The 16,098-nt window shown below is 67.9% G+C and carries 16 protein-coding genes; 10 read left to right on the top strand and 6 right to left on the bottom strand.

Annotation, left to right across the window (positions count from 1 at the left end):
* Window positions 1-45: 45 nt before the first annotated feature.
* Entirely contained in the window at window positions 46-885 is an 840-nt protein-coding gene (locus ACW17Z_RS14650) for a trypsin-like serine protease (RefSeq protein ID WP_492056533.1), read from the bottom strand.
* 291 nt (window positions 886-1,176) lie between these two features.
* Here ACW17Z_RS14650 and ACW17Z_RS14645 point away from each other — a divergent pair, with 291 nt between their 5' ends.
* Window positions 1,177-1,503: a hypothetical protein gene (locus ACW17Z_RS14645; protein ID WP_419318567.1), complete on the top strand. Its 327-nt coding sequence runs from the start codon at window positions 1,177-1,179 to the stop codon at window positions 1,501-1,503.
* Here ACW17Z_RS14645 and ACW17Z_RS14640 read toward each other — a convergent pair.
* Window positions 1,500-2,348 carry an IMCp domain-containing protein gene (locus ACW17Z_RS14640; protein ID WP_492056532.1) on the bottom strand — a complete coding sequence of 283 codons (849 nt, stop codon included), beginning with the start codon at window positions 2,346-2,348 and terminating at the stop codon, window positions 1,500-1,502. The two genes, ACW17Z_RS14645 and ACW17Z_RS14640, sit on opposite strands and share 4 nt — an antisense overlap.
* A 154-nt stretch (window positions 2,349-2,502) precedes the next feature.
* On the opposite strand from ACW17Z_RS14640, the gene ACW17Z_RS14635 reads away from it, so the two are divergent.
* Window positions 2,503-3,663 (top strand): DUF3089 domain-containing protein, encoded by a 1,161-nt coding sequence (locus tag ACW17Z_RS14635; RefSeq protein ID WP_492056531.1) that lies wholly within the window; start codon window positions 2,503-2,505, stop codon window positions 3,661-3,663.
* 46 nt (window positions 3,664-3,709) lie between these two features.
* Here the strand turns inward: ACW17Z_RS14635 and ACW17Z_RS14630 are convergent, their stop codons facing one another.
* Window positions 3,710-3,886 carry a DUF1328 family protein gene (locus ACW17Z_RS14630; protein WP_419318573.1) on the bottom strand — a complete coding sequence of 59 codons (177 nt, stop codon included), beginning with the start codon at window positions 3,884-3,886 and terminating at the stop codon, window positions 3,710-3,712.
* Window positions 3,887-3,991: 105 nt separating this feature from the next.
* On the opposite strand from ACW17Z_RS14630, the gene cobT reads away from it, so the two are divergent.
* The 4 genes from cobT (at window position 3,992) to ACW17Z_RS14610 (ending at window position 7,966) form a co-directional block, all read left to right on the top strand.
* On the top strand, window positions 3,992-5,920 hold the full coding sequence (gene cobT, locus ACW17Z_RS14625) for a cobaltochelatase subunit CobT (RefSeq protein WP_419318575.1): 1,929 nt from the start codon (window positions 3,992-3,994) through the stop codon (window positions 5,918-5,920).
* Entirely contained in the window at window positions 5,917-6,960 is a 1,044-nt protein-coding gene (locus ACW17Z_RS14620; protein WP_492056530.1) for an esterase-like activity of phytase family protein, read from the top strand. Before cobT ends, ACW17Z_RS14620 begins: the two co-directional genes overlap by 4 nt.
* A 165-nt stretch (window positions 6,961-7,125) precedes the next feature.
* Complete coding sequence (locus tag ACW17Z_RS14615) at window positions 7,126-7,431, top strand: hypothetical protein (RefSeq protein WP_492056529.1); 306 nt, start codon at window positions 7,126-7,128, stop codon at window positions 7,429-7,431.
* Between the two features lie 232 nt (window positions 7,432-7,663).
* Window positions 7,664-7,966, top strand: coding sequence for a hypothetical protein (locus tag ACW17Z_RS14610; protein WP_492056528.1), 303 nt, complete (start codon window positions 7,664-7,666; stop codon window positions 7,964-7,966).
* Window positions 7,967-8,129: 163 nt separating this feature from the next.
* Here ACW17Z_RS14610 and rpmB read toward each other — a convergent pair whose 3' ends face one another.
* A complete protein-coding gene (gene rpmB / locus ACW17Z_RS14605) occupies window positions 8,130-8,435 on the bottom strand; it encodes a 50S ribosomal protein L28 (RefSeq protein ID WP_419318580.1) in 306 nt (101 codons plus the stop codon).
* 226 nt (window positions 8,436-8,661) lie between these two features.
* On the opposite strand from rpmB, the gene ACW17Z_RS14600 reads away from it, so the two are divergent.
* Window positions 8,662-9,093 carry a DUF3617 domain-containing protein gene (locus ACW17Z_RS14600; RefSeq protein ID WP_492056527.1) on the top strand — a complete coding sequence of 144 codons (432 nt, stop codon included), beginning with the start codon at window positions 8,662-8,664 and terminating at the stop codon, window positions 9,091-9,093.
* A gap of 305 nt (window positions 9,094-9,398) precedes the next feature.
* Here the strand turns inward: ACW17Z_RS14600 and ACW17Z_RS14595 are convergent, their stop codons facing one another.
* On the bottom strand, window positions 9,399-9,974 hold the full coding sequence (locus ACW17Z_RS14595; RefSeq protein WP_492056526.1) for a methylated-DNA--[protein]-cysteine S-methyltransferase: 576 nt from the start codon (window positions 9,972-9,974) through the stop codon (window positions 9,399-9,401).
* 77 nt (window positions 9,975-10,051) lie between these two features.
* Between ACW17Z_RS14595 and ACW17Z_RS14590 the strand changes: the two genes are divergently transcribed.
* A complete protein-coding gene (locus ACW17Z_RS14590; protein ID WP_492056525.1) occupies window positions 10,052-11,689 on the top strand; it encodes an amidohydrolase in 1,638 nt (545 codons plus the stop codon).
* A 10-nt stretch (window positions 11,690-11,699) separates the two neighbouring features.
* On the opposite strand, the gene ACW17Z_RS14585 is transcribed toward ACW17Z_RS14590, so the two are convergent.
* Window positions 11,700-13,079, bottom strand: a complete 1,380-nt coding sequence (locus ACW17Z_RS14585) for a cation:proton antiporter (protein ID WP_492056524.1) — start codon at window positions 13,077-13,079, stop codon at window positions 11,700-11,702.
* Window positions 13,080-13,255: 176 nt separating this feature from the next.
* Here ACW17Z_RS14585 and ACW17Z_RS14580 point away from each other — a divergent pair, with 176 nt between their 5' ends.
* Entirely contained in the window at window positions 13,256-15,814 is a 2,559-nt protein-coding gene (locus ACW17Z_RS14580) for a helicase-related protein (RefSeq protein ID WP_492056523.1), read from the top strand.
* Window positions 15,811-16,095: an RNA-binding S4 domain-containing protein gene (locus ACW17Z_RS14575; protein WP_492056522.1), complete on the top strand. Its 285-nt coding sequence runs from the start codon at window positions 15,811-15,813 to the stop codon at window positions 16,093-16,095. Before ACW17Z_RS14580 ends, ACW17Z_RS14575 begins: the two co-directional genes overlap by 4 nt.
* The last annotated feature ends 3 nt before the right edge of the window (window positions 16,096-16,098 follow it).

The raw sequence follows: 16,098 nt of genomic DNA, 5'->3' as shown, positions 1-16,098 counted from the left end.
TCTCGGTAGCTAGGCGCCGGGCGGCCCATGTCGCTGCCCTTCTGACTAGTGTCTCGAGACAATGCGATCGCCACTCCTGCTGAGTGTTTCCTCAATCCACCCTACGTAGTGTGAGAGCCGCACATTGTATGCCGGTTGGCCATAGCGACTGCTAGGCTGGCGAACATCAACATCGCCGCCCTTCCAGGACATCAGTCCTGCCAGGGTCCAATGTCCCCGAACGCTGACGAGGACAGGCCCACCGCTGTCGCCATTGCCGCCCATGCCTTCAAGGCGGTGGGCACGTCGTCCGTCGTCAAACGTATAGACGATCCAACGCCCGTCAGCGGTGTCAATTCTGTTGAAGGCTCGCCGCAACACGCCTCTTTGAGAACTTCCCTGAACCACACCAGACAAGCCAGTTCCGGTGGCGCCCTTTCCGAACAATTGCGCTGTTCTGCCCGCTTCGCCGTTCCCGCTGTAGACCCGGATTGGTTCGATATCCTTGATCGGCTGAGACAGCCTGATCAGCGCGACATCATCAGTTCCAGCAAGAAACTGATTGATTTCTAGAGCCCTCCCGGTCTCAAGCGCTCTTTGAATGATATCGCCGGGAACGCTCCGATATCCCGGGTGAATTTCGATATGGTCGACCTCTCTGGGGACCCCACCGATGGTGACAGAACGCACCTCGCCCTGGATGGTATGGGCTGCCGTCACGACCCAGCGTGGAGCAATCAGCACGCCGTGGCCAACGTTTGGCATGTCCACGAGCTGAGGAATGTCCTGCGAGCGGGCATGGTATCGTTCGTCCAGGACATCATGACGGACAACAATGGCTGATGCTGGCCCGCTCGCAGAAACGAGCAAGACGCCTATCGCTAGCAGCGGCGCATAGAGCTTCATGAAGTCGGGCCTCCCATCGCAGATTTTGCCGCCGCATGGGTGTGTGACATTGCAGACTACCCCCTAGGTAGACCGCACTATGAGCATCCACGCGATGGCAAGCAAGATTACGGCGACCACGCCCACCTTCGCCCACCGCCGTGCCCCAATGCCGGGCGCCTCGTTCGGCGAGGCTGAAACCTCTCACCCTCCCACCACCTGCGGCGGCGGGACCCTCCCGCTCTCTAAAGAGAGTGGGAACACTGCGGTTCACCGGTTGACGCCGCCCCCGCGCACCGCCAAGCAGCAGGCATGTTCCGCCAGCGCCCCGACGCCGATCTTCTTGTTCAAGGCTGGGTTGTCGGCGTGATGGTCGAGATCGCCGGCGAACGCGCGCCCGTCCGGCACTATTTCGGGGTCGGCAAGCCCGAGCGGGCCCGGGCCGAATGGGCGGCCGTCGATCTGGCCCTGGAAGCCGGCGCCGTGGCCTCCAGCCCGTATCGGGGCACGGAGCCGGTCGAGGCCATCCGCGAGATCGTGGCCTATCGAATGCGCGAACTGGGCCTCAAGCCCGGCGAGATCCGCGCGCTGGGCGACAAGTTCCCCCGCCGCTGGCTGCCGGTGCAGACCGAGTCCTAGTAGCGCTTGCCACCGCAACCGCCGCAACCCGAGCCGCCGCCCCCGACCGTGACGCGAACCGAACTCGACGCCGAAGCTGTGGCCGAAGCCGAGCTTCTGGCGGAACCGCCCGCCCAGCCGCCGCCGGATCCGCCGACCACGCCGCCATAATAGCCGCCGCCCCGTCCGCCGGAGGGACGTCCCACATAGCCGCCGCCGATATAGGGCGGCTCGACAGGATGGTCGGGCGCGATATCGACCGGCTGGGGCAGCCAGCCGCCGCCCAGGCCGTAGCGGGTGGAGAAGTTCTGGTTGCCGCCATAATAGGCCGCCCCGTCCCAGGAGCGGCTTTCCTGGCTCTCCTCGTAGCGAGCGCTTTCCGACTCGTAGGTTTCGTCGCTGATGATCACGCCGCCCGAGGCCCGGTGATCCTCGCGCCGGCGCTCATGGCGCGGGCCACAATCGCAGTCGCGCGCCACCTGGACCGGCCGCTCGACCACGCGGTCGATATAGACCGGCTTTTCGACGATGCGCTCGACCGGGACCTGGACGATCTTTTCGACCACGCGGTCGACGGGCCGATCCACATAGACCGGCTTCTCGACGATCTTTTCCACCACCTTGACCACCGGAACCTCGACGCGGCGCTCGACGATCTTTTCGACGACGCGATCCACCGGCCGGTCGATATAGACGGGCTTTTCGACGACGCGGTCGACATAGACCACCTTGGTCACGGGCTTGGGTCGCTTGGCGGGCGCCTTTTGAAGCGCGGCGGGATAGCCATCGGCCAGGGCCGGCGCGGCCAGGCTCGTCGCGGCCACGATCGAGCCGGCGAGCAAAAGGGTCCTGAACGGCGTCTTCATCGGGTTCGCACTCAAAAACACGTGCCGTTTCGGGACGGCGTCCCGCCGCGCCGCAACAACCGGGCCATGGCAACTGGACCTCAGGGCCTTGGCGCGGCCGCCGCCTTTTGCCATGGTCTCCCAAACAAGCGTTTGAGCGCGAAGTGGGGAAACGATGTCCAAGACCATGCTGGCTGCGATCGGCCTGACCGCCGGCCTGATGCTGGGAAGCGCCGCCTGCGCCCAGACGCCGTCGGCCGCCACGCCGAACGACTACGCCAAGGCCGACAACTGGCTGTGCCTTCCGGGCCGCGCCGATGCCTGCGCCACCGACCAGACCACGACCATCGTCACCGCCGACGGCAAGGCCAGCAGCGAAGCCTTCAAGCCCGCCGCCAATGCGCCTGTGGACTGCTTCTATGTCTATCCGACCGTTTCGACCGATCCGGGCGGCAACAGCGACATGACCATCGACGCCGCCGAGCGTTCGGTGGTCGAGCACCAGCTCACGCGGTTCGGGGCCCAGTGCCGCATCTATGCGCCGATGTATCGCCAGATCACCCTGGCGGCCCTGCGCAAGGTGATGATGGGCGGACAGGCCGGCGACGCCGCCCTCGCCTATGCCGACGTGCGCGACGCCTGGAACCATTACCTGACGCAGGAGAACAAGGGCCGGGGCGTGGTCCTGATCGGCCACAGCCAGGGCTCGCGGATGCTGCTGCAACTGCTGAAGGAGGAGATCGACGGCAAGCCGGTCCAGAAGCAGATGATCTCGGCCCTGATCCTGGGCATGAACACGCCGGTCGACGCGGCGGGCAAGTACGGCTCGATCCCGACCTGCGCCAGCGCCAGCCAGACCGGCTGCGTGGTGTCCTATGTGTCGTTCCGCAGTTCTTCGCCGCCGCCGGCCGCCAGCCGCTTTGGCAGGACCGACCCGCAAGGCCTGCGCTCGGCCTGCGTCAACCCCGCCGCCCTTGTGGCCGGCAAGACCCAGACTGACGCCGTACCCCTGCAGGCCTATTTCAGCGCCGGGGGCATGGGCTCTTCGGCCGCCACGCCCAAGCCCTGGGCCAAGTCCGTGAAGGTGACGACGCCGTTCGTTTCCGCGCCGGGCCTGGTCTCGGGGCGCTGCGTCAGCGCCGGCGACTTCACCTATCTGTCGGTGGATGTGAACGCCGACCCGGCCGATCCCCGCGTCGACGACATCACCGGTGACCTCCTGGTCTTCGGCCAGCCGCTGAAGGACTGGGGCCTGCACCTGATCGACGTGAATCTGGCGATGGGCGACCTGGTGGCGCTGGTCGGCGAGCAGTCGAAGGCGTTTGCGGCCCCCTAGAGCCGGCACGATGGGGGAGCGCTCGCGCTCCCCCTGACGCTTGCCCCTATCGGCTCGCGCCCTTGAAGATGACGCCGCCCAGCAGCAGCACCAGCACAAAACCGACCAGGAACAGGAAGAACAGGATCTTGGCGACACCCGCAGCCGCGCCGGCGAGGCCGGTAAAGCCCAGAGCCCCGGCGATCAGGGCGACAATGGCGAGGATGATGGCCCACTTCAGCATGATGCGTTTCCTTGTTTGGGAAGCCGGCAGCGCTTCTGACAAAACAACCCGCCAGAGCGCACAGCGTTCCTTGTTTTCACCGCCCGGGGCCGGTAACCGATAGTCATGGCGTCCAAGCCCGAAAGCCCGACCGAACCCTTCAAGCGCGCCCTGGCGCACGCCGCGCGTTCGCTTGCCGAAATGCCCGATCTTGAGGTGGTGTTCTCGGGCGATGGCCCGGTGCTGATGGGCAAGCGCGCGGTGTTGCCCCATCCCCCGCGCGACCTCAACAGCAAGGAAGCCGCGCGCATCCGCGGGCTGGCCGACCAGATGGCCCTGCGTCTGGCCCACCATGACACGCAGGCCCATGCGCGCGCCCGTCCCTCTTCGCCTGACGGTCAGGCGGCCTTCGAGTCGATCGAGCAGGCCCGGCTGGAAGCCATCGGCGCCAACGCCATGGGCGGCGTTCGCGCCAACCTGACGGCGGCGCTGGAAGCGCGGCTGGAAAAGCAGGGCCTGACCCGCACGGTCGCCACCGACCGCCAGTCAGCGCCCATGGCCGAGATCCTGGGGCTGATGGTCCGCGAGCGCCTGACGGGCGATGCGCCACCGGAGGGCGCCAAGGCCCTGGTCGACATCCTGCGCGCCGACATCGAGGCCAAGGCCGGCAAGGACCTGGACCGTCTGGCCGCCGCCATCGACGACCAGGCCACCTTCGCCCGGGTGAGCCGCGAGATCCTGCGGGACCTGGATCTGGGCGAGGAGATGTCGGACGCCACCGAAAGCTCCGACGAGGACGACGGCGAGCAGGACCAGCAGGACCAGACCTCCGACGAGGATCCGGGCGAGGGCGAGGGCGATCAGTCCGAGGGCTCAACCCCGCAGGAAACCGACACCTCCGACCGCGAAACCGAAGCGGGCGACGAGGAGATGGTCCAGTCCGAGCAGGACGGCGAGCCCGAGGACAGCGATGAGAGCCCCGAGATGGGCGACGGCGCCAAGCCGGCGCGTCCCGACAGCGGCCCCGCCCAGCCCGGCGAGCCGGCCTACAAGATCTTCACCAACAGCTATGACGAGATCGTTCCGGCCGAGGACCTCTGCGACGCCGAGGAGCTGACCCGGCTGCGGGCCTATCTCGACCAGCAGCTGTCGGCGCTTTCCAGCGTCGTCTCTCGCCTGGCCAACAAGCTGCAGCGCCGCCTGCTGGCCCAGCAGAACCGCGCCTGGACCTTCGATCTGGAAGAAGGGATGCTGGATGTCGCCCGCCTGACCCGGGTGATCATCGACCCTACGGCCCCCCTGTCGTTCAAGCAGGAAGAGGACCAGGAGTTCCGCGACACCTGCGTGACGCTGCTGATCGACAATTCGGGCTCGATGCGCGGCCGGCCGATCATGGTGGCCGCCGTCTGCGCCGACATTCTGGCGCGCACCCTGGAGCGCTGCGGCGTCAAGACCGAGGTGCTGGGCTTCACCACCCGGGCCTGGAAGGGCGGCACGTCCCGCGACGAGTGGGTCAAGGCCGGCAAGCCGCCAGCGCCGGGCCGCCTGAACGACCTGCGCCATATCATCTACAAGGCCGCCGACTCGCCCTGGCGCCGGGCTCGCAAGAACCTCGGTTTGATGATGCGCGAAGGCCTGCTGAAGGAAAATATCGACGGCGAGGCCCTGATGTGGGCCCACCAGCGCCTGATCGGCCGGCCCGAAGCCCGCCGCATTCTGATGGTGATCTCTGACGGCGCGCCGGTGGATGACTCCACCCTGAGCGTCAATTCGGGTCACTATCTGGAGCGCCACTTGCGCCAGGTTATTGCCGAGATCGAGGGCAAGAGCCCGGTCGAGCTGATCGCCATCGGCATCGGCCATGACGTGACGCGCTATTATCGTCGCGCCGTCACCATCGTTGATGTGGAACAGCTGGGCGGCGTTCTGGTCGAGCAACTGGCCGCCCTGTTCGACGAGGAACCCCGCGCCGTGAAGAAGGCGCGCGGCCTGCTGGCGCCGCTGCAGACCGTTCAGCCCTCGGCTCCCAAGGCGGCTCGCAAGGTTCCTGCATGATCGGCCTGCGGATCGGCCTGGTGCTGGCCCTGACCGCCGGCATGCTGAGCCACTGCGGCCGCAAGCCCCCGCCGCCCCTGCCCGTGGTTCCCGTCAAGGCCGGTCCGGAGATCGCCCTGCAGACCACCTCTGTGCCGCTGGATGCGTCCAACCCGGCCCGGACCACGATTGAAGGCTTCGTGTTCGCCGGCGGCGTCGCCATCACCAGTTCCGAGACCTCGCGCCTGCACGGACTGTCGGATCTGGCCATCACCGCGGACGGTGGGCTAGCGGCCGTTACCGACTTTGGCGATCTCTTCCAGGCTCGGCTGGTGCTGGATCCCGCCGGCCGACTGATCGGCCTGAGCCACGGCAAGCTGGAGGGCCTGAAGGGCCCCGATGGTCAGCCGTTGCAAGACAAGGACAAGGCCGACGCCGAGGGCCTGGCGATCCTGGCCAACGGCGACCGCCTGATCAGCTTCGAGCGCGACCATCGAATCTGGCTCTATCCTGCGGCAGGCGGGCCGCCGCGCCCCGCGCCCAAGCCGGCCACGATCCTTCCCTACAATGAAGGCATGGAGGCCCTGGCCGCCTATCCCGCCGCCGGCACGGACGCCTATCTGGTGGGCGGCGAGGAGGGCGAAACCTGGCTGTGCAAGCTGTCGGCGGCCTGCCAGGCGCTGGCCCCGCAGCAGGGTCCGGACTTCACCTGGGGCCTGACGGCCATGACCGCGTTCAACGGCCCGGCCATCGCCACCTTCCACCGGGGCTTCGACCCCATCCGGGGCTGGCGCGGCATCCTGCGTTTCGTGGCCAATCCGATGGCGCCGCCCGCCCGGCAGACCGCAGTCGCCAGCCTGCATCTGGACGGTTCGACCACGCGCGACAACTACGAGGGCCTGGCCCTGAGCACCACGCCTTCAGGCGCCACCCGGGTCTATCTGATCTCGGACGACGGCGGCCTGCCGGGCCAGCGCACCCTGCTGATGGCCTTCGACTGGACGCCGCCGCCACCGCCGCCCGCTACGCCCAAGGCCAAAAAGCCCGTCCGCCGACGCTGATCCGGTACCGGTAACATTTCTATGTTGCGGCGCAATATCGTGCTTGCAATGACACCGGTGTCATGACTATGGTGGCTGCGACGGTTGATGAGGCGAGATCCAAGCGCCGTCAGAGGAACGCGTCGGGAGGAGGTTGAACCCAACCCCCTTTCCGGGACTAAAAACATGATCCGTCTTTTCGTTCTGGCCATCTCGGCCGTGATGACCCTCTCCGCCGGAGCCGCCAGCGCTTCCGAACTGACCGTCAAGGTCGCCGGCAAGTCCACTCCGCAAGTCCATGCCGACCTGGTGGACGCCGCCAAAACTGTGTGCCGCGAGGACCTGGGCGACACGCGTTTCGCGCTCGACCTGATGCCCTACTGCGTTCGCGAAGTCACCCGCACCGCGATCGTCAAGGTCGGCCGCCCCGAGCTGACCGCCTATGACAAGGCCAACGGCCGCTCGGCCTATCTGATGAAGATCAGCCGCTGATCCCAACACCTTCAGTCGCGTAACGGACGCCCCGCGAAGCTCCCGCTTCGCGGGGCGTTTCATTTTGAGGCAGGTGTGAAAAAATCGGGTGCAGCGCAACATAATCGTTGATAACCCAATTAGGCGCGGCTATGGAATTCATCGACGGCCGAGCAGGCGAGAACCGGAAGGACCGTCAGAGGAACGCGTCGGGAGGAGGTTGAACCCAACCCCCTTTCGTGGACTACACAACATGATCCGCACCATCGCCCTGGCCGTTTCGGCCATCGCCCTGACCGTCGCCGCTCCCGTTTCGGCCGCCGAACTCCGCGTCAAGGTCTCCGGCAAGTCCGCCGAGCAAGTCCGCGCCGACATCGTCAAAGCCGCCAGCACCGTCTGCTGGCAGGACGTTCGCGGCGAAGCCATGTCCGGCTACCTGTACCCCGCCTGCATCCGCGCCTCGGTCAGCGACGCCGTCGCCAAGATCAACAGCCCGGCCCTGACCGCCTACAACACCGCCAACCCGGCTTCGGGTTCGGTTGTCTCGGCCCGCTAAGCCGACCTGTTTCAGTAGCGTAGCGTACCAAACCCGGCGCGGTCCTCCGCGCCGGGTTTTGCTTTGTCTGGACCTTGCTTGGCAGGGCGCCGGCGCACAGACGCGAAAAGGCCCGCGAGGATCGCTCCTCGCGGGCCTTTCAATAGTTGGTCGCGATCGTCGCTTAGGCGGCGACGGCCAGGGCGGCGGCCTTGGCCTTGGCCTTGACCTGCGTCTTGATCTTCAGGGCGCGCGGCGACAGCTGCTCGTCCTTGGCGCCCAGCAGGAACACGTCCAGGCCACCCTTGAAGTCCAGGGTGCGCAGGGCGGCGTTGCTGATGCGCAGACGGAAGGTCTGGCCCAGCGAATCCGAGGCCAGCGTCGCCGGCGACAGGGCCGGCAGGAAGCGGCGCTTGGTCTTGATGTTCGAGTGGCTCACATTGTGGCCGACCATCGGACCGATACCGGTGAGTTCGCAGCGGCGCGACATGGGACTACCTTGGCTGGGCGAAGCCGGAGCTTCGCAGACATGAATTTCGGGGCGCGCCGGACGAGCCGCCACGCGAGAGCGGGCGATATAGGCGAAGGGCGCCTGCCGAGTCAAGGCGGCAAGCCCGCTTCGAGCCATCCACCCGGATGAAGATCGCCTCACGACCGCCTTCAAGACAGGTTCATCTGCCGCCCTATATAGAGAGCCCATGAAGGAGCACCCGTCCATGCGTCTGATCGCCCTCGCCCTGACCGCTGCAGGTCTCGCCTTGACCGCCGGCCTGAGCCAGGCCGCCCAGCCCGCGCCGGCCACGATTCTTCCCGGTCATTGGGAGTATAGCTACCGGATCGGTCCCATCCCGGCCGGGGACGAGTCGCGCTGCCTCAAGCAGGCCGATGTCGAGCAGTTCGCCAAGGGCATCTGCACCCGAAAATATACCTGCGACTACACCACTCGGGTGGTGAAGGACGGCAAGATCGCCCTGAAGGGTGCGTGGACCGACAAGAAGGGCCGCGTGGCCCCGGTGACCGCCAAGGGCGACTACACCGCCGAGAGCTTCAAGCTGGACGTCAAGCTGAAGACCATCAACGGAATTCCGCTGGCCGGCGTGATGGACGCCCGGCGCGTGGGGGCCAGCTGCCCGGCTGACGCCAAATAGCCCCCGTCACGGACCATTTGTGGTTAATCCGAATTAAGATACAATGGCTTGTAGGGAACAAAGACTGAATCGGCCGATGTCGCTGATTCGGTCCTGATTCGTTTCGCCCCTGTTCGCAAGTTCCGCTCACGGCGTTAACTTGAGTGTTGCTCGGTGAAGCCGCCCCACTCACTCCGCTCTCCCCGGCGAAGGCCGGGGCCCAGGTCGAACCCGCAGAGGTAGGCGCTTTTGCGCCGCCCCATGGCGCATCATCCCCAAAAGCTCAGGCTGAATCTGGGCCCCGGCCTTCGCCGGGGAGAGCGGTGTTAGGGCCCGCGCGGCGGGGCCACCGAGAATTCCAGATCGAACAAGGTGGGCGCCGCGCTGGTCCGCGCCCGCTCGAGGGTCAGCAGCTGGGCCTTGGTGCTCGCGCCCCCTTCGGCGCTGAAGCCGCCCATCCTGCCTGACGCGGCCAGCACCCGGTGGCAGGGCACGACGATGGGCCAGGGATTCTCGCCCAGGGCCTTGCCCACCGCCCGCGCAGCGCCGGGCTCGCCCATGGCGCGGGCCACCTGGCCATAGGTCGAGGTCTCGCCGGGCGCGATGGCGCGGGCGATCTCGTAGACCCGCAGGTTGAAGGCCTGGACGCCGGTCAGGTCGAGCGGGATGTCCGTCAGGTCGTCGCGACCACCGGCCAGCAGATCCAGCACCCGCTCGATGATCTGCTCGATCGCGGGCGACGGCGGCGTCTCGACCGCCTCGGGGAAACGCTTGCGCAGGCGCGCCCAGGCCGCGCCGGGTGTCGCTTCGGGCAATTGCATGCCGATCAGCCCGGAAACGCCCCAGGCGACGCCGCAGCGGCCGATAACGGTGTCAAAAAGCGCGAAAGCGGTCCCCTGCATCCCTCATTTATAGCATCGCGGTTGCGGCTTTCGAGCGGCGCCCTACGATTTCCGTTTCTTGCTGTCTGGAGATCGCCGTGCGCCCCATCGTCCTCGCCGCCCTGCTGGCGTCCGCAACCGTCTCGACAGCCTCGGCCGGCGACCTGCTGATCCATGGCGGACCGATCCATACCGGGGTCGAGGCCGCGCCGAGCGCCCAGGCCGTGCTGATCCGCGACAGCAGGATCCTGTTCGTCGGCGACCTGGCCGCCGCCCGCGCCAAGGCCGCCAAGGACGTCCGCGACTTCGACCTGAAGGGCGCCGCGGCCTTTCCGGGCTTTGTCGACGCCCACGCCCACCTGACCGGGGTTGGCCTGCGCGAACTGACCCTCAACCTGGACCAGACCGGTTCGGTCGCGGACCTGATCAAGGCGGTCAGCGCCTATGCCGCCTCCCATCCGGACGGTCCGATTTATGGTCGGGGCTGGATCGAGACCCACTGGCCCGAGAAGCGCTTCCCCAACCGTGCGGATCTTGACCGCGCCGCGCCCGGCCGGGTGATCGTGCTGGAACGCTCCGACGGCCACGCCTCGGTCGCCAGCTCCGCCGCCCTGGCCCAGGCCGGCGTCGGCAAGGACACGGCCGCGCCCGCTGGCGGCCAGATCCTCAAGGGCGCGGACGGCCTGCCGACCGGCATGCTGATCGACCACGCCCAGTCGCTGGTCGCCGGGGTCATCCCCCCGCCCTCGGAAGCCTTGAAGCGTCAGGCCCTGGAAAAGGCCGGCACGCTCTATGCCTCGCGCGGCTGGACGGGTCTTGGAAACATGAGCGTCGAGGCGCCGGACCTGGCCCTGATGACCTCCCTGGCCGCCGAGAAGAAGTTCCACCTCCGCGTCGACAACTACATGGACCCCAGCGGCGCCGCTGAGGTGCTGGCCAAGGGCCCGTTCGAGGACGCCACCGGCCTGATTCGCACACGGGGGATCAAGCTCTATATGGACGGCGCCCTGGGCTCGCGCGGCGCGGCCCTGCTTGAGCCCTATAGCGACGCCGAGGGGACGGGCCTGCAGCTGACCCCGCGCGACAAGGGACTGGCGCTGATGAAGCAGGCCCGGGCCGTGAAGGCCCAGGTGGCCATGCACGCCATCGGCGATCGCGGCAACCGCATGGTGCTGGACTGGTTTGGCGAGACCCTGGCCGGCGACACCGCCGCCCGCTGGCGGATCGAGCACGCCCAGATCGTCGCCGACCCCGACCTGCCGCGCTTTTCAAAGATGGGCGTCATCGCCTCGATGCAGCCCAGCCACGCCATCGGCGACCTTTATTTCGCCCCCGCCCGCCTGGGCAAGGCGCGCCTGCACGAGGGCTATCGCTGGAACGACATGCTCCAGAGCGGCGCGGTCGTGGCCGCCGGCTCGGACGCCCCGGTCGAGGTCGGCGATCCGCGCATCGAGTTCTACGCCGCCGTCCACCGCCACAGCCTGACCGGCTTCGCCAATGAGGACTGGCATCTGGAAGAAGCCGTCAGCCGGGCCCAGGCCCTGAAGATGCTCACCTGGGCCCCAGCCTATGCCGCCTTCGCCGAAAGGGATCGCGGCACGCTGGAGGCCGGCAAGAAGGCCGATGTGACCGTATTCTCAAAGGACCTGATGACGGTGGCTCCGGCCGAGATCCTCACCGCCGAGACGGTGCTGACCGTGGTCGACGGCGTGGTGGCGTTCGAACGGGGCCGGTAGGCCTGTCCCGTCAGGGAGCGGCGGCGGCCTTGGCGGCGGACTCTTCCAGACCGTCAAGCTCGCCCGACTCCCGCGCCTTGCGGCCATAGAAGGCCTCGAACAACGGGCTGGCCATGACCGTGGTGACGATGGCCATCAGCACCAGCATCGAGAACAGGGTCGGGCCGATAATGCCCTTCTGCAGACCGATATTGATGATGATCAGCTCCATCAGGCCGCGCGAGTTCATCAGGGCGCCGATGCCCAGGGCGGTGCGGTTGTCTTCGCCGGCCAGACGCGCGGCGGCGTAGCAGGCCACGCCCTTGGCCAGGATCGAGGCCAGCAGGATGCCCACGGCGATCAGCAGCAGCTGCGGCGAGTTGACCATGTCCATCCGGGTGTTGAGGCCCGAATAGGTGAAGAACATCGGCAGCAGCAGCACCACCGCCAGCGGCTCGACCTTCTGTTTCAGCTCCTCGACGAACTTGCCGCGCGGCATGACAGCGCCCAGCATGAAGCCGCCGAAGATGGCGTGGATGCCGACGGCGTCCATCAGGAAGGCCGAGAGGCAGAACAGCATCAGGGTGATGGCCAGGACGGTCAGGCTCATCTGGCCTTCGCGCTCGACGATGCGGCCCAGCGGAGCCAGCAGGCGCTTGCCGAACAGGCCCAGGAACAGGACGTAGGACAGGCCGCCGCCGATCGCCAGCACCGCCACGCCGGGGCCGCCGCCGAAGGTGGCGAGCACCACCGCCAGCACGCACCACGAGACGGCGTCGTCAAAGGCGCCGGCGGTCAGGGACAGGGTGCCCAGCGAGGTTTTGGCTAGGCCACGCTCATTGATGATGCGAGCCAGCATCGGGAAAGCGGTCAGGGCGATACAGGCGCCCATGAACAGGGTGGCGTTGGACTGCGAGATGCCCTCGGCGAACAGGCCCGGCACCTTCAGCAGGAAGGGGGTGATCGCCACGGCGATCAGGAACGGCGCGATGATGCCGGCCAGCGAGACGCTGGCCGCGCTCTTGGCCTTGGCCTTGAAGTGATCGGCCTGGAAGCTGGTGCCCACCATGAACATGTAGAGGCCCACGCCCAGCTGGGCGCCGACATACAGGACGTTCTTGGTTTCCTTGGGAAACAGCATGCCCTGGAAGGCCGGGAACAGCAGGCCCAGCAACGACGGGCCCAGCACCACGCCGGCGATCATCTCGCCCACCACCTGGGGCTGACCAAGGAACTTCTGGCCCAGCCAGCCGACCACGCGGCAGGCCAGCAGGATCACCGCCAGCTGCAGGAAGAAGTGCACGCTGAAATCGGTCGGCGTGTAGCTGTGGGCCGCCGCCAGGGTGGCGGGACCGTTGGCCGACAGGACTTTTCCGGCGACTTCCAGGGTGCTGGCGATGATATCCGTCACGTGTATTTCCCTGCCCATCGCCCGCCGAAACTGAATCTTGCGGCGAGACGGCGGACTCTGAGACCGCAGATGCCCAGCGCTGTCAATTCTCGCTCCGGCGCCGCTCGACGCGCTGTCGCCGGCCCCGCGCACACCAGTGCTTGCCTCCCTCCGATTCCCGCACCATGTCTGATCGCATGAGCGACCGTTCAACCGGCCTGGCGCCTTCCAAGCTCACTGCGGTCCTGGGCCCGACCAATACCGGCAAGACCCACCTGGCCGTCGAGCGGATGCTGGGCCATGCGTCGGGCATGATCGGCCTGCCGCTGCGCCTGCTGGCGCGCGAGATCTATGACCGCATCGTCAAGCTGCGCGGCAAGGCGTCCGTGGCCCTGATCACCGGCGAAGAAAAGATCGTCCCGCCGCGCGCCGCCTATTTCGTCTGCACGGTCGAGGCCATGCCCTTGACCCGCGAGGTCGAGTTCCTGGCCATCGACGAGATCCAGCTGTGCGCCGATCCCGAACGTGGCCACATCTTCACCCACCGCCTGCTGCACGCCCGGGGCAAGTTCGAGACCATGCTGCTGGGGGCCGGAACCATGGCCCCGCTGATCCGTCGCCTGCTGCCCGACGCCGAGATCGTCAGCCGCGAGCGGTTCTCCAACCTGTCTTATGCTGGCTCCAAGAAGCTGACCCGCCTGCCCCGGCGCAGCGCCGTGGTGGCGTTCTCGACCGACGCCGTCTACGGCATCGCCGAGCTGATCCGTCGTCAGCGCGGCGGGGCGGCCGTGGTCATGGGGTCTTTGAGCCCCCGCACCCGCAACGCCCAGGTGGCGCTTTACCAGTCAGGCGAGGTCGACTTCCTGGTGGCCACCGACGCCATCGGCATGGGCCTGAACATGGATGTCGACCACGTGGCCTTTGCCGGCCTGCGCAAGTTCGACGGCGTCCGCACCCGCTGGCTGCACGCCCAAGAGGTGGGCCAGATCGCCGGCCGGGCCGGGCGCTATACCCGCGACGGCACCTTCGGCGTCACGGGCGACTGCGACGAGATGGACGAGGATCTGGTGGAGAGCGTGGTCAACCACCGGTTCGAACCGATCATCGCCGCCGAATGGCGCAGCGCCCGGCTCGACTTCGGCTCGCTGCCGCTGCTTCTGAAATCGCTGGGCCAAGGGCCGGGCCGCGCCGGGCTGACCCTGTCCAACGAGGTGCTGGATGAGCGCACCCTGAGGAAGCTGTCGCAGCAGGACGATGTCATCGCCCGCTGCAAGGCCGACCGCTCGGCCCTGCTGCGCCTGTGGGACGTGTGCCAGACGCCCGACTTCCGCAAGACCACTGATGATGATCACCAGCGGATGGTCAGGACCCTGTTCGACGACCTGACGACGGGCAGGAAGCGGCTGCCGGAGGACTGGATCAACGCCCAGTTCAAGGCGCTGGACCGCACCGATGGCGAGATCGACAGCCTGGCCGGCCGGCTGTCGGGCGTGCGGACCCTGTCCTATATCGCCAACCGCCCCGACTGGCTGGCCAATCCGGCTCACTGGCAGGGCGTGACCCGTCAGCTTGAGGATCGGATTTCCGACACCCTGCACGAAAAGCTGATGGCCCGGTTCATCGACCGGCGCACCAGCGTTCTGATGCGCCAGCTGGGCGAGCGCGAGACCATGCTGGCCGGGGTCGGCCAGGACGGCGCCGTGACGGTCGAGGGCCACGTGGTGGGTCACCTGGCCGGCGTCACCTTCACGCCCGAAAAGGGCGCCAGCGCTCTGGAGGAAAAGGCCCTGCGCAATGCGGCCGTGCGCGCGGTGGGTCCCGAGATCGCCAAGCGCCTGGGCGCCCTGAGCGGCGAGGCCGACGACGCCTTCGCCCTCAGTCCCGATAGCGCGATCCTTTGGCGCGGCGAGATCGCCGGGGTGGTGCGCCCCGCCTCGACGTCAGGGGGCGGCGCCCTGCTGTCACCCCGCGCCAGGCTGCTGGGCGAGCTGGGCCCCGCCGCCGTGCGCGAGCGGGCCGAACGCCGACTGGACGCCTTCCTGGTCGCCGAGGTCGATCGGCATCTGGCGCCGCTGCGCAAACTGGAGCGGGCCCTGGCCGGGTCCGAGCTGCGCGGCCTGCCACGCGGCCTGGCGCACCGCCTGCTGGAAGCCTGCGGGGTGCTGGACAAGCGCCCGCTGGAGCCCGAGCTGAAGGCCCTCAGCCAGGCCGAACGCCGCACGCTCAAGGCCCTGGGCGTTCGCATCGGCGCCTTCAGCCTCTACCTGCCCGCCATGCTGCGGCCCGAGGCCATCGCCTGCGCCCGGGCGCTGAGCCCCGACGGCTGGCGCGGCGATCGGGCCAGGCTGGCCGCCCTGCCCTCGCCGCCCCCCTCGGCGCAGGAACTGGCCGCCAGCGGCCTGCGGGCGGTGAGCGGCTTCACTGCGCCCGTCGAGATGCTGGAGCGGTTGGACGACCTGCTGCGGGCCGAGCAGAAACCGGGCGGCGTGGTGCTGAGCGAGGCGGCCCTGCAGAGCCTGGACTGGACAGCGCCCCAGGGCTCGGCCGTGTTGCGGGCCCTGGACTACACGCCGGCCATCCGGCCCAAGTCCGACGCCCCGATCATCTGGAAGCGGCGCGGCGCGGCCAAGGCCGAGGTGACGATCGCCGCGCGCCCGGACTCGCCGTTCGCCGCCCTGGCCAAGCTGACCGAGCCGCCGCCGCGCCGCAAGAAACCCCGTCGGCGGAAGGTGGCCGCCCAGAAAGCAACCTCGTGAGCGAGGGCGCTGACGAGGCCTGCCGCGCCGACGTCTGGCTGTGGCGCGCGCGGTTCTTCAAGACGCGCTCGCTGGCCTGCCGCTTTGTGGAAGAAGGCCGCATCCGTCTGACCCGCGGCGGCGTCGAAAGCCGGGTGGACAAGCCGTCGCGGCCCCTGAAGGCTGGGGATGTGCTGGTGTTCGGGTTCGGCGGGCGGCTGGTGTCGGTGCGGGTGCTGGCCTCGGGCGAACGGCGCGGGTCGGCGCGTGAGGCGCGGGAATTGTACGAGGCTGTGGGGTAGCAG

The organism is Caulobacter sp. GSs2, assembly GCF_058680895.1.
The sequence above is the reverse complement of the archived record's forward strand: the minus strand, read 5'-3'. Positions and strand labels throughout refer to the sequence as shown.